Origin of the sequence: Streptomyces sp. NBC_00029 (genome assembly GCF_045160505.1) — a bacterium.
Taxonomy (GTDB): domain Bacteria; phylum Actinomycetota; class Actinomycetes; order Streptomycetales; family Streptomycetaceae; genus Streptomyces.
This window is the reverse complement of the sequence record NZ_CP108292.1, coordinates 2456233-2469197: the sequence shown is the minus strand read 5'-3', so window position 1 is coordinate 2469197 and position 12965 is coordinate 2456233. Positions and strand designations below refer to the sequence as shown.

The following is a 12965-nucleotide window of genomic DNA, read 5'->3' as shown; positions in this document are numbered from 1 at the left end:
CTGACCCTGGAAACAACGAGCCGAACGGCTCGCTCGCACACCCGGTGGTGAGCCAGATGGTCCAGAGCAGACACCCGCACCGCGCACACCGGCGGGCAGCGGCTTGCACGGCGGCCGCGGTCCTGCTGGCCGTACCGGCCGTCGTGGGGTGGTCCGCGGACGCGGTGGCGGCGGGGGCCCCGGGCCCTGCGTCCGCCGCGGTCCTGTCCCTGCCCGCCGTGGACGGACCCGCGGATCCCGAGGCGGCCAAGGCGCAGATCGAGAAGAACTGGACCGCCTTCTTCGACCCGAAGACCTCGACCGAGGCGAAGGCCGATCTGCTGCAGCACGGCGACCTGCTCGAGGCGCTGCTCGACGGCTTCTCGACGGGCACCGAGGCGGCCAAGGTCTCCGTGAAGGTCACGGACGTGACCTTCACCTCGCCCACGGAGGCCACGGTGACCTACGACCTGCGCGTCGGCGACGCCACGACACTGCCCGGCAGCAAGGGGACCGTGGTGTTCGAGGACGGAGTCTGGAAGGTCTCGCTCAAGACCCTCTGCGAACTCGTCGGGCTGAGCGGCGCCGAGCCCCCGGCGTTGCTCTGCTGAGCCCCGGCCGACCGCGGCGCGCTGGCAGACTCGGGGGATGCTCGACACCTCCGCACGACTGCTGCGCCTGCTCTCCCTGCTGCAGGCCCACCGCGAATGGACCGGGGCCGATCTCGCGGACCGGCTCGGGGTGACCGCGCGGACGGTCCGGCGCGACGTGGACCGCTTGCGCGAGCTCGGATATCCGGTGAACGCCAATCCCGGTACCGGCGGCGGCTACCAGCTGGGGGCGGGGGCCGAGCTGCCGCCGCTGCTGCTGGACGACGACGAGGCCGTGGCCGTCGCCGTGGGCCTGCGCACCGCCGCCGGGAACGGGGTCGAGGGCATCGGGGAGGCCTCCGTACGGGCCCTCGCGAAACTGGAGCAGGTGCTGCCGTCGCGGCTGCGGCGCAGGGTCTCCGCGCTCAACGAGTTCACCGTGCCGATGCTGCGCGGGGCGCAGCGGTCCACCGTCGACGCCTCGGTGCTGACCGAGCTGGCCTCGGTCTGCCGGGACGCCGAGCGGCTGCGCTTCGGGTACCGCGACCACGAGGGCAACGTCAGCCGGCGCACCGTCGAACCGCACCGGCTGGTGTGCACCGAGCGGCGCTGGTACCTGGTCGCCTGGGACCTGGACCGGGAGGCGTGGCGGACCTTCCGCGCGGACCGGATCGAGCCCAGGCCGCCGCACGGACCGCGGTTCACTCCGCGTCCGCCGCCCGCTGAGGACCTCGCCGCCTACGTGTCCGAGGGCGTCTCGCAGCGGGTGTACGCGGCCCGCGCGGTGGTCCGGCTGAAGATGCCGGCACAGGACGCGGCACGGATCATCGGGCCGAGTGACGGGGTCCTGGAACAGGTCGACGGGCAGAGCTGCCTCCTGCACACCGGGGCGGTGAACCTGGACGTTCTGGTGATTCACATCATGCTGCTCGGCTGTGAGTTCGAAGTGGTCGAGCCGCCGGAGCTGACTGATCGGATCAGGGGCGCGCGGGATCTCCTGGCGAGAGCAGTGGACGCCGGAGAAGTGAAGGAAATGTAGCGGAGCTGAGGGGGATTCAGCTGGTCCGGACCATGGGGGTCATGGCAATCCCGGACGTGAATTGCGCAGTGTCCGGCGCGAATTCCAAACCGTCTGCACCCCGGGCGTGTCGCGGTCCGGTAAACAATTCTCGGCTGTAGATATTCTGTGACACAAGCGTGACCCGGGACGGACGAACGTCCGGGCGCGGCGCTGACGAACGCGAAGGCGGGCCGGGTCCGAGGACCCGGCCCGCCTTCGCGTCGCGGGGGGAGGTGGTGCGTACCGCCCCCGCGGTGGGACGGTCAGCCGCCGGCCACCGGACGGGCCGCGGCCCCCCGGGCGGCGGCCCGTTCGGTGTGCGCCGGGCGGCGGCTGCCGACCGGGGTGACCGGGGTCCGCTCGGACCGGATCACGTGGGGCCGGCCGGTCGGGTGCACGGTGACCCGGGGCGCCGGGGAGTGCGCGGCGACGACGGTCGCGGTGGTGGCCGTCGCCGTCGCGGCCGCCACGGCGACGGTGGCCGTGACGGGCTGAGGCACTGGCTCCTCGACGGCTTCTGTGACGCTCCGCAGCTGCCACTTGCCGCCCGCCGAGAGCAGCGGGGTGAGCGCGGAGACCACCGGTACGGGCATCCGTCCGGTCTCGGCGCGGCGGCGCAGCAGCTCGCGCACGTCGAAGACGTGGGCCTCGGCCCGGGCGATGAGCGGCTCGAACCAGGGGAGCGCCAGCAGGATCAGCAGACCCGCGGACCAGCCCAGCAGGACGTCACTGACCCAGTGGGTGCCGAGGTACACGGTGGTGGCGCCGACGCTCAGCGAGACGACGGCGGACACGATGGACAGCACCCGCCGGGTGACTCCGGTGGAAGCCAGGTAGGCCAGGATTCCCCAGGTCACAACGGCGTTGGCGGTGTGGCCGGAAGGGAATATATCGCCGCCGGCGAAGAGTTCGGCGGATCCGATCTCCGTGGCGTAGTGCGGACCGAGCCGGCCGAGGCCGAGCTTGACGGCCCCCACGGTCACGTTGAGCAGCAGCAGCGCCACGCCGAGGGTGATCAGCGGGCGGAGGGTGTGCTGCCGCCAGGAGCGCCAGCCGAGCCAGGCGGCGACCATGACCGCGGTGGGTCCGCGCTGGCCGAGCACGACGAGGTAGTCGAGGAAGGCGTGCAGCTGCGGCCACTGCTCGTAGGGCCGGAAGAACATGATCTGCCAGTCCAGGCGGACGAGCCAGGAAGTGGTCAGTACGGCAACCACGATTGCGAGATAGAAGGCGAGGGTCGATCCGAAGAGCACGACGCGGTGCCGGCTCATCTGCGGGGTTTGCAGATGAGCCGGTCGCTCTGGTTCCCGGTCCAGCCGGGCGAACACCCGCTCCAGACGGGTGAGGATTTGGTCGGTACGCACTCAATCGACGTTACCGTCCGTCGCCGCTCGGCCCGGGCGAATCGCGGGCTTTGTGATGACCATGTGATGTGGAGTTGGTCTCACGCGGGACGTAATTCCCTGTATTCCGACAGTGGTTGGAGGCTTCTTGATCCACTGTTTCGGTAATTGTTTCAGTCACTTATCCGGACTTTATTGCCCGAGAGGTCATTTCTTTTGCTGAAAGATGGTCCGGAATGATCCATTCCGTGACGTGGAGGCCCTAAGGGGGGCCCGAGCCGTTCAGCCAGAACGCCCCGTAGACCGCCGAGGCCAGCGCCGCCGCGCCCACCACCAGGACCGCCCGCCGGGGCCGCCAGCGCGCCAGCGCCACCGCCGGCGGCAGCAGCAGCGGGAAGGCGGGCAGCAACAGCCGGGGCTTGGAACCGAAGTAGCCGGACGCGCACAGCGCCAGCGCCACGACGATCCCGCAGTACACGAGCAGCGGCAGCGGCTGCCGCTGCCGGACGCACTTCCCGTACAGCCACAGGACCAGCACGACCCCCGCGATCAGCCCCACCCCGGCGAGGAACGCGGACGAGGCCAGCTTCGCCCCGATGAACCGCGCGAACGCCCAGCCGCCGTCGAAGCCGTTGCCCCAGCCGGCCTGCACGTCCAGGTAGCCCAGCAGCCCGCCGCCGGTGCGCGCGCCGACCCACAGCACGTACGCCGCCGCGCCCGCCGGAGCCAGCAGCGCCCCCGCGACCGTCCGCCAGGACCGCTCCCCGCGCCGCCATGCCAGCACCGCGGCCACCCAGACCGCCGCGACCACCGCCGCGCCGACCGGGCGGGTCAGCCCCGCCCCGGCCGCGAGCAGCCCGGCCGTCAGCCACCGGCCGCGCAGGGCCCCGTAGAGCGACCAGGCGGCCAGCGCCGTGAACAGCGACTCGCTGTACGCCATGGACTGCACGATCCCGACCGGCAGCGCGGCCCAGACCGCGACCGCGAACACCCCGGCCCGGCGGCCGTGGAGCAGATCGGCCACCGCGAAGATCCCCCAGGCCGCCGCGAGCCCCGCGACCACCGACACGACCAGGCCCGCGGAGCCGTACGAGAGCCCGGTCGCGGCCGACACCACCCGCTCCAGCCACGGAAGCAGCGGGAAGAACGCCAGGTTCGAGTGGACGTCCCCGTTGGGGAGGGCCACCTCGTACCCGTATCCCTCCGCGGCGATGCGCGCGTACCAGAGCGAGTCCCAGCGGGCGGACAGCAGCGTGTGGGGGCTGCTGCCGGCCGCCGCGCCCCACGCCGCGAGCACGCCCAGCCCGAGCAGCCGGACCGCCGCGAAGACGGCCAGTGCGGGCGCGGCCCGGCGAAATCCAAGATCTTTCACGGGCACGATTATCGGTGGCACCGGCGGCACGCCGCTCGGACCGGGAGCCGGGCCGAGACGCAGAACCACGTCCCGTGAGCGCGCGTGTACACGGAGAAAGGCCGCGGGCGTGGCGAGTGGCACACGCCACACGGGGGCCGCCGCCGGGATGAGAGCTTGACCACGTGTGGGCCAGGCGAACTCGCGTACGCTGACCGTTCACTCGCGTGTCGATGCCGGACCCCGTTGGACGCCGCACAGCGCACCACCCCCCGTGGCTCCACAAGACGCTGGTCCGCCGAGCGCGAGGGATCACCTGGGAGGTACATGCATGTCGGGGACGAACGCGGCCGGGATCGGGACCCCCTCCCCCTGGCAGCGGCTCAGTGCGGCCTCCGGCGGAGCCAACCGCTGGGCCGTCCTGGCGGTTCTCTGCGTCAGCCTGGTCCTCGTCGCGCTCGACGCGACGATCCTGCACGTCGCCGTCCCCTCCGTCACCGAGGACCTGCGCCCCGGCCCGATCGAACTCCTCTGGATCGTCGACGCCTACCCGCTGGTCTGTGCCTCGCTGCTCATCCTCTTCGGCACCCTCGGCGACCGGGTCGGCCGCCGCCGCGTCCTCCTCCTCGGCTACGGACTCTTCGGCGTGGCCTCCGCGATAGCGGCCCTCGCCGACAACGCCCAGGTCCTCATCGCCGCGCGCGCCCTCCTCGGCATCGGCGGCGCGATGATCATGCCCGCCACCCTGTCGATCCTGCGCCAGGTCTTCCCCGACCGGCGCGAGCGGGCGCTCGCCATCGGCATCTGGACCGCCGTCGCGGCCATCGGCGCCGCCAGCGGCCCGGTGCTCGGCGGCTTCCTCGTCCAGCACTTCTGGTGGGGCTCGGTCTTCCTCATCAACATCCCGCTGATGGCGCTGATCCTGCCGCTCGGCCGCTGGCTGCTGCCGGAGTCGCGCGGCTCCGCCGACGGGCCGTGGGACGTGCTCGGCGCATTGATGGCCGCCGGCGGCGTGCTCGGCGCGGTGCTCGGCGTCAAGCGGCTGGGCGCCGAGCGCCGGCTCCTCGACGCCGAGGCGCTGATCCCGCTGCTGCTCGGCGTGGTGCTGCTCGTGCTGTTCGTACGCCGGCAGAAGCGGCGCGAGCACCCGCTGATCGACATGCGGATGTTCTCGCGGGCCGCCTTCTCCACATCGGTCGGCTGCATCGTCCTCGCCATGCTGGCCCTGGTCGGCCTGGAGCTGATCGCCGTCCAGTACCTGCAGCTGGTGCTGCAGCTCAGCCCGCTGGAGACGGGCCTGCGGCTGCTGCCGCTGACCTTCGCCGCGATGGCCGCGGGCGCCACCGGCTCGTACACCCTGGGGCGGGTCGGGCCGCGCACGATGGTGTCGCTGGGCTTCGTCCTGACGGCCTTCGCCGTGCTGCTGCTGACGCTCATGGGCCAGCAGGACCGGCCGCTGCTGCTGACCATCGGCTTCATCCTGCTCGGCTTCGGGCTGCAGACCACGCTGTTCGCCGCGTACGAGTCGATGCTGAGCGAGGCCCCGGCGGCCACCGCGGGCGGCGCGGCCTCGATCGGCGAGACCTCGTACCAGCTGGGCGCGGGCATGGGCATCGCGCTGCTCGGCAGTGTGATGAACGCCGCGTACCGGCCGGGGCTCGTGGGGGTGCCGGGGGTCTCGGCGGCGGATTCGGCGGGCGCGGCGAACTCCCTGGGCGAGGCGTACCAGATCGCCGCGCACCTCGGGGGGCCCGCAGGGGCCTCGTTGTACGCCGCGGCGCGGCAGTCGTTCGTGCACGGGCTGCACGTGACGTTGCTGGTGAGCGCGGCGTTGCTGGTGGCCGGGGCGGTGATGGCGCTGAAGCTTCCGCGGGTGATGGACTGCGGGGCGGCGGCCGGTGACGAGGCGGCGCCGGCCGATGCGGTGCGGCTTCCCGCGCAGGCGAAGGGCGAGACGCTGCCGGCTCCGGCCGAGCGCGCGGGCTGACGGTCGGGGCCGGCCCTGCGGGGCCGGACGAGTGGGGGCTGGATTTGACCGGCGGAGGCGAATAGCTTCGGGCGAGCGCAAAACTTGCGCTGCTAGGTTCCGTCTCAGGCCGCCGGGAGGCCCCGTGTCCGCGTTCCTGCCCCATGATCCGCTCGGGCTCGACGAGCTCCTCGGGCCCGAGGACCTCGCCGTCCGCGACACCGTCCGCGCCTGGGCCGCCGACCGGGTGCTGCCCAACATCGCGCAGTGGTACGAGAGCGGCGAGCTGCCCGGGATCCGGGAGCTGGCCCGCGAGCTCGGTGGCATCGGGGCGCTCGGAATGTCCCTCCAGGGGTACGGGTGCGCCGGTGCCAGCGCCGTGCAGTACGGACTCGCCTGCCTCGAGCTGGAGGCCGCCGACTCCGGTATCCGCTCGCTCGTATCGGTGCAGGGCTCGCTCGCCATGTACGCGATCTGGAAGTACGGCTCCGAGGAGCAGAAGCAGCGCTGGCTGCCCGGCATGGCCGCGGGCGAGCTGATCGGCTGCTTCGGGCTGACCGAGCCCGACGTGGGATCGGATCCCGCCGCGATGCGGACCTACGCCAAGCGCGACGGCGGCGACTGGGTGCTGAACGGCCGCAAGATGTGGATCACCAACGGGTCGGTGGCCTCCGTCGCCGTGGTGTGGGCGCAGACCGACGAGGGGATCCGCGGCTTCGCGGTGCCCACCGACACCGCCGGTTTCTCCGCGCCGGAGATCAAGCACAAGTGGTCGCTGCGGGCCAGTGTCACGAGCGAGCTGGTGATGGACGACGTACGGCTGCCCGCCGACGCGGTGCTGCCGCTCGTCACCGGGCTCAAGGGGCCGCTCGGCTGCCTCAGCCACGCGCGGTACGGGATCATCTGGGGATCCATGGGCGCGGCGCGGGCCAGTTTCGAGTCCGCGCTCGACTACGCGAGGACGCGGGAGCAGTTCGGCAAGCCGATCGGCGGTTTCCAGCTCACCCAGGCCAAACTCGCGGACATGGCCCTGGAACTCCACAAGGGCATCCTGCTCGCCCACCACCTGGGCCGGCGGATGGACGCGGGCACCCTGCGGCCGGAGCAGATCAGCTTCGGCAAGCTCAACAACGTCCGCGAGGCGATCGAGATCTGCCGCACCGCGCGGACCATCCTCGGTGCCAACGGGATCTCCCTCGAATATCCCGTCATGCGGCACGCCACCAACCTCGAATCGGTCCTCACCTACGAGGGCACCGTCGAGATGCACCAGCTGGTGCTGGGCAAGGCACTCACCGGCCTCGACGCCTTCCGGTGAGGATCCCAGCTACCTCTGGGAAGTGCCCCAGGCTCAGCTCTGGTTGAAGAAGTCGCGTGAGCGGCCGCCCGCTTCACCACTGACGATCTGGGTGTCGGCCGGGGTCAGGAGGAAGACCCTGGTCGCCACCCGCTCGATCGAACCGCGCAGCCCGAAGGTCAGTCCGGCCGCGAAGTCGACGACGCGCTTCGCGTCGCCCGGATCCATCGACGACAGGTTGACGATCACCGGCACCCCGTCGCGGAACAGCTCGCCGATCCCCCGCGCGTCACGGAAACCGTCCGGGGTGACCGTCGCGATCCGGCGGCCGTGTTCCACGGCCGACTCGGAGGCCACCCGCACGCGGGGGTCGGTGACCCACTGCTCGCCGGGGCCGGCCACCGAACCCTGGGCGGCCTCCGCGTAGTCGTCGTCGTAGTAGCGCTCGTCGTCGCTGTCCTCCACGAGACCCAGCCAGGCACTCGCCTTGCGCACCGAACCCATGGACTGCCTCCTTTCACCGCGGTCAGTCTGTCTTCTCTCCGCTGCCCCTATGCTCGTCCATGATGCTGACAACGCGCCAAGTGGATAGTCGCCGCGCAGGGGTTTCGTGACGGTACTGGTGCAGAACATCCGTTGCACGGTCAAGGATCCTGGTGGCTACCACTGCTGACTGAGTGAAAATACGACCGCCGCCGCCGTACGGGTGAGCGACGCGGACGTACGGGTGAAACGCGCGGGTCGATACGATGCCCGGTAAGCACGCGTACGACACACGGGGGAAGCAGCTTGTTCGGCATCGTGAGACCTTGCACGCACCGGCTGGGGGAGCGGTTCAAGACGGAGTGGATGGCCCATCTGTGCGGCCTCTGCCTGGCACTTCGCGGAGATCACGGACAGTTCGCCCGGATCGTGACGAACTATGACGGGCTGCTGGTCTCTGTCCTGACGGAGGCTCAGTCGGGTCCGGCGCCCGAAGCCCGGCGCACCGCGGGACCCTGCCCGCTGCGCGGGATGCGCACCGCCTCCGTGGCCCAGGGCGAGGGTGCGCGGCTCGCGGCCGCCGTCTCGCTCGTGCTGGCCTCCGCCAAGGTGCGCGACCACGTCGCCGACCGTGACGGGCTGTTGGCCCGGGCCCCCATCGCCCTGGCCGCCCGCAAGGTGGCCCGCGGCTGGGACCGGGCCGGCGCCCGCACCGGAGCCTCGCTCGGTTTCGACACCGCGGTGCTCGTCGACGCCGTGGACCGGCAGGCGGGCATCGAGACGCTGGCCGGCCCCGGCACCTCCGTGCTCGTGGTGACCGAGCCGACGGAGACCGCGACGGCCGCGGCCTTCGCGCATACCGCGCAGCTGGCCGGACGGCCAGGCAACGCCACCGCGCTGGCCGAGGCCGGCCGGTACTTCGGCCGCCTCGCGCACCTGCTGGACGCGGTGGAGGACCGGGGCGCCGACGCCGCCGCCGGCGCCTGGAACCCGCTCGCCGCCACCGGGACCTCGCTCACCGAGGCCCGCAGGCTCTGCGACGACGCCCTGCACGGCATCAGGCTGGCGCTGCGCGAGGTCGAGTTCACGGACGCGGGACTCGCCCACCGGCTGCTCGTGCACGAGCTGCGCACCTCGGTGGACCGGGCCTTCGGCGCCGGCACCTGCGGCCACACGGCGACGGCCTCCGCGGGTCAGGGCGGCAACCCCTACGGGGGCCAGCCGTACGGTGGCCAGGGCGGGAACCCGTACGGCCAGAACCCGAACGGCGGGGGTCCGTACGGCGGGGCTCCGTACGGTGGTGGAGCGGGCGGTCCCGGGATGCCGCCCACGGGCCCGGGCGGATTCGGGGGCGCGACGCCCCCGCCGAAGCCCCGCCGTGGACTGCTCGCCGGCTGTGCGGTCGCCATCGGGCTGTTCTGCACCTGCCAGATCTGCTGCACCGAGCACGAGGGCCCGTGGTCCCGGAAGAAGCGGGACCCCTGGTGCGACGCCTGTGAGTGCTGCGACTGCTGCGACTGCTGAGGTTGCTGACCCCCTTTCAGATTTCACAGGTCCGGACGGCGTACGCGGGGATTCCCGTCCGGACCCGCGTGGAAGGGTTGAGCGGGATGAGCGACGACGCAGACGACCCGCACGCCGCGTGGCGGGAATGGCACGAGCGCAGGGCGGCGGCCGTGTCCGCGCCCGAAGGCACCCTCGCGCTGACCGGAACCTTCCGGCTCGCCGACTACCCGGAAGGTCGAATTCCGGCCGTTCCGGGGCGCTGGCGCGCCACAGCGGCCGGCGCGGTGCTGACCGCAACCCCCGAGGACTCCTGCCGGCTCGACGGCGAGCCCTTCACGGGTGAGGTGCTCCTCGACGCCGACGAGGGTTCTCCCGCGCACGCCCGGCTCTGTGCCGACGGGCTCCGGATCGTCGTGATCCGGGGCGAGGGGGAGTGGGGTGTCCGCGTCCAGGACCCCGCCTCCGGGGCCCGCCGGGCCCGCACCGGCGTCGAGGCCACCCCCTTCGACCCCGCCTTCGTCCTCCAGGGAGCCGAGCACACCCCCCAGGTCGCCGTCGACCCGGACGACGGCAGCCTCTGGGCCGTCCTCGGCGATGCCACCGCAGGACTCTCCAGCCACCGCCGCCGTTTCCTGAAGCCCGGCATACCCGACGCGCGAGGCTCGATCACGGTGGATTCCACCGTTCCCCGCTGCCTCCCTGCGCCTTCGCGGACCACTGCATCCGTCCTTTCCCGCCGCCCGGGAACACGCTGCCGTTCGCGGTCGCGGCGGGCGAGCGGAGGCTGAAAGCCGCTCTTGCGACCGGTATCCGCCGACAGGACACTCCCGACAGCGCTTGTCAGGGGCACGGCCAAAGTTCATGCGCCCGCCGTGCCCCCGGCTGCGCCTCACGGGCTCTGGCACCCCCACGACCGCCGGGCCCCCGACCCTCTCCAGGAGGACGAGAAGTGAGGATCAAGCGCATGACCCGTAACAGGCTGCTCGCGGCGGCCACCGGCCTGGCCGCCGCCGCAGCGCTCGCCGTCCCCACGGCGGCGAGTGCGGACTCGCAGGACGGCGGATTCAGCGCCGACCGGCTCGCCTCGGCCGGCGCATCCGTCCTGCGCGCCGACGTGGCGGGCACCGCCTGGCACACCGACCCCGCCACCGGAACCCTCGTGGTCTCCGCCGACTCCACGGTCTCCGACGCCGGAATCGCGAGAATCAAGCGCGAGGCCGGAGCCAACGCCGGAGCCCTGCGCATCGACCGCATCCCCGGCAGGCTCACCAAGCTCGTCTCCGGCGGCGACGCCATCTACGCGTCGAGCTGGCGCTGTTCGCTCGGCTTCAACGTGCGCAGCGGCAGCACCTACTACGCCCTGACCGCCGGGCACTGCACCGACGGCGCGGGCACCTGGTGGAGCAACTCCGCCCGCACCACCGTCGTCGGCTCCACGGTCGGCTCCAGCTTCCCGACCAACGACTACGGCCTCATCAAGTACGCCAGCAACTCACCGGTGCCGCCCGGGACCGTCGGCGGCCAGGACATCACCAGCGCAGTGAACGCCACCGTCAACATGTCGGTGACCAGGCGCGGGTCCACCACCGGCACCCACAGCGGCCGGGTCACCGGGCTCAACGCCACCGTCAACTACGGCGGCGGCGACGTCGTCTACGGCATGATCCGCACCAACGTGTGCGCCGAACCCGGCGACAGCGGAGGCCCGCTCTACTCGGGCACCCGCGCCGTCGGCCTCACCTCCGGCGGCAGCGGCAACTGCTCCTCGGGCGGCACGACCTTCTTCCAGCCCGTGGTCGAAGCCCTCAACGCCTACGGGGTCAGCGTCTACTGACGGTGACTCACGCGCCCCCGCCGCACCCCTGGACGTCCTCCCGCCTTCTGGGAGGATGTTCCAGGCGGCCGTGTCCACGGGGGAGGCTGGTTTCTGCATGAAACGCATCGGCGTGACCGGGCACCGATCCATTCCGGAGTCGGTGCTCGGCCATGTGGAGAGCGGCCTGCGGGCCGTACTGGGCAGCCACGAAGGACCGCTGGAAGCCCTCTCCAGCCTCGCCGAGGGGGCTGACCAGCTGTTCGCCGCCATCGCGCTCGAATACGGCGCCGGCCTCACCGTGGTGATCCCCAGCGGGGACTACGAAGCGGGCTTCGAGGACGCCGAGGCCCTCGCCCGCTACCGGGGGCTCAAGATCCGGGCCACCCAGGAGATCCGGATGGACTTCGCCCGCTCCACGGACGAGGCCTACTACGCCGCCGGCACCTACATCGCCGACTCCTGCGACCGGCTCGTCGCCGTCTGGGACGGACAGCCCGCCCGCGGCCACGGCGGCACCGGCGAGATCGTCGCCTACGCGCGGGCGCTCGGCAAACCGGTCACCGTCATCTGGCGCGAGGGCGTGACCCGCGACTGAGCCACGCCCCCGGCCGTTTCGGCAACCGCTCTCAACTGCTGTGCCGGGCCAGCCAGTCCGTGTGCATCGGAGACACGTAGCGCTCGGTCTCGTACACCGAGGACGGCCACTGGGACTCGGTGATCGTCGTCTGCATCACGACCATCATCGCCGCCAGATCCTGCTCGATCAGGGTGTGCGCCTCGATCAGCGGGTGGTGGCGGCGCACCTCGTTCCAGGCGATGCCGGCCGCCGCCGCCGCGCTCAGCAGGGCGGTCAGCCTCGGCCCCGGACCCGAACCGAAACTCCCCAGCAGAGCGAACAGCAGGGCCAGACAGGTCAGCAGCACGATCGTCCACGACCACAGGTTCGTCGCCCGCCGGGACACCTCCGACCGCCGCCGGTACCAGTTGCGCTGCTCGATCAGCCGGTCCCGTACGTACGTCTCGCGCCTCGCCTGGTAGTCCATCCCGCGCAGCCGCTGCATCACGCCGGTGATCTCCCCGCCCTCCGGCACCGTCCCGGCGGCCCGCGGATCCACCCAGCCCATCTTCCGCAGCTCGGACAGACCCGCCTCCAGCCGGGTGCGGTACGCCGCTTCCGGTTCGGCCACCTCGCTGCCGAACGGCGCCCCGTGCACCGCGTAACGCCAGGCCAGGGACTTGATGAACTCCGCCGCACTGCGGTTGAGCTGCCACTGCGGGCGGGCCCGGCGCCGGGTCGCCCGCATGCCCACGCCCAGCACCCCCAGGTACGAGACCACGCTCAGCAGCCCGAACAGGTACATCGAACCCAGCTTCGGGCCGGCCGGCAGCGCGGCCGCCGCCGCGGCTGCGACCAGCAGCAGCAACTGGGCACGGGTGGCCTGCGTCGACTCCCGCTGCCGGGAGATCGCCGCCTGGTCGGTGTGGTGGAAGAGGGCCGGCAGGTCCTCGTTTCGAAAGGTCGTGCTGTCGGTCACAGCGCCCCCCTGCTGTCGGGTGGCGGGCGGCGGGGGACC

The 12965-nt window shown here is 72.1% G+C and carries 11 protein-coding genes and 1 pseudogene; 8 read left to right on the top strand and 4 right to left on the bottom strand.

The window, feature by feature from the left end; genetic code table 11:
- The first annotated feature begins 56 nt into the window (after positions 1-56).
- Positions 57-590: a hypothetical protein gene (locus OG753_RS11870; protein ID WP_327261776.1), complete on the top strand. Its 534-nt coding sequence runs from the start codon at positions 57-59 to the stop codon at positions 588-590.
- Between the two features lie 37 nt (positions 591-627).
- Positions 628-1608 (top strand): helix-turn-helix transcriptional regulator, encoded by a 981-nt coding sequence (locus OG753_RS11865; RefSeq protein ID WP_405788374.1) that lies wholly within the window; start codon positions 628-630, stop codon positions 1606-1608.
- A 284-nt stretch (positions 1609-1892) separates the two neighbouring features.
- Here the strand turns inward: OG753_RS11865 and OG753_RS11860 are convergent, their stop codons facing one another.
- Together OG753_RS11860 and OG753_RS11855 are read right to left on the bottom strand one after the other, a co-directional pair.
- The gene (locus tag OG753_RS11860) at positions 1893-2993 is read right to left on the bottom strand and encodes a phosphatase PAP2 family protein (RefSeq protein WP_405788373.1); all 1101 of its coding nucleotides are present in this window, start codon (positions 2991-2993) and stop codon (positions 1893-1895) included.
- Positions 2994-3234: 241 nt separating this feature from the next.
- Complete coding sequence (locus OG753_RS11855; RefSeq protein ID WP_327261773.1) at positions 3235-4344, bottom strand: glycosyltransferase family 39 protein; 1110 nt, start codon at positions 4342-4344, stop codon at positions 3235-3237.
- 310 nt (positions 4345-4654) lie between these two features.
- On the opposite strand from OG753_RS11855, the gene OG753_RS11850 reads away from it, so the two are divergent.
- Positions 4655-6310: an MFS transporter gene (locus OG753_RS11850; protein WP_405788372.1), complete on the top strand. Its 1656-nt coding sequence runs from the start codon at positions 4655-4657 to the stop codon at positions 6308-6310.
- Positions 6311-6434: 124 nt separating this feature from the next.
- Entirely contained in the window at positions 6435-7607 is a 1173-nt protein-coding gene (locus OG753_RS11845; protein ID WP_327261771.1) for an acyl-CoA dehydrogenase family protein, read from the top strand.
- Between the two features lie 33 nt (positions 7608-7640).
- Here OG753_RS11845 and OG753_RS11840 read toward each other — a convergent pair whose 3' ends face one another.
- Positions 7641-8090 carry a cell division protein SepF gene (locus tag OG753_RS11840; protein WP_052875748.1) on the bottom strand — a complete coding sequence of 150 codons (450 nt, stop codon included), beginning with the start codon at positions 8088-8090 and terminating at the stop codon, positions 7641-7643.
- A gap of 285 nt (positions 8091-8375) precedes the next feature.
- Here OG753_RS11840 and OG753_RS11835 point away from each other — a divergent pair, with 285 nt between their 5' ends.
- The 4 genes and pseudogenes from OG753_RS11835 (at position 8376) to OG753_RS11820 (ending at position 11986) form a co-directional block, all read left to right on the top strand.
- Entirely contained in the window at positions 8376-9593 is a 1218-nt protein-coding gene (locus OG753_RS11835; protein ID WP_401691138.1) for a DUF5685 family protein, read from the top strand.
- Between the two features lie 86 nt (positions 9594-9679).
- A pseudogene (locus tag OG753_RS11830) lies at positions 9680-10356 on the top strand (DUF1684 domain-containing protein); the annotation flags it as partial.
- A gap of 168 nt (positions 10357-10524) precedes the next feature.
- Complete coding sequence (locus tag OG753_RS11825; protein ID WP_405792615.1) at positions 10525-11409, top strand: S1 family peptidase; 885 nt, start codon at positions 10525-10527, stop codon at positions 11407-11409.
- 97 nt (positions 11410-11506) lie between these two features.
- Positions 11507-11986 (top strand): hypothetical protein, encoded by a 480-nt coding sequence (locus OG753_RS11820; RefSeq protein WP_327261769.1) that lies wholly within the window; start codon positions 11507-11509, stop codon positions 11984-11986.
- 31 nt (positions 11987-12017) lie between these two features.
- Here the strand turns inward: OG753_RS11820 and OG753_RS11815 are convergent, their stop codons facing one another.
- Entirely contained in the window at positions 12018-12926 is a 909-nt protein-coding gene (locus tag OG753_RS11815) for a DUF4231 domain-containing protein (RefSeq protein ID WP_327261768.1), read from the bottom strand.
- Between the last annotated feature and the right edge of the window lie 39 nt (positions 12927-12965).

Coding starts and splice junctions, on each gene's coding strand:
- OG753_RS11870 (WP_327261776.1), top strand. CDS start 57: ATGGTCCAGAGCAGACACCCGCACCGCGCACACCGGCGGGCAGCGGCT.
- OG753_RS11865 (WP_405788374.1), top strand. CDS start 628: ATGCTCGACACCTCCGCACGACTGCTGCGCCTGCTCTCCCTGCTGCAG.
- OG753_RS11820 (WP_327261769.1), top strand. CDS start 11,507: ATGAAACGCATCGGCGTGACCGGGCACCGATCCATTCCGGAGTCGGTG.
- OG753_RS11850 (WP_405788372.1), top strand. CDS start 4,655: ATGTCGGGGACGAACGCGGCCGGGATCGGGACCCCCTCCCCCTGGCAG.
- OG753_RS11840 (WP_052875748.1), bottom strand. CDS start 8,090: ATGGGTTCGGTGCGCAAGGCGAGTGCCTGGCTGGGTCTCGTGGAGGAC.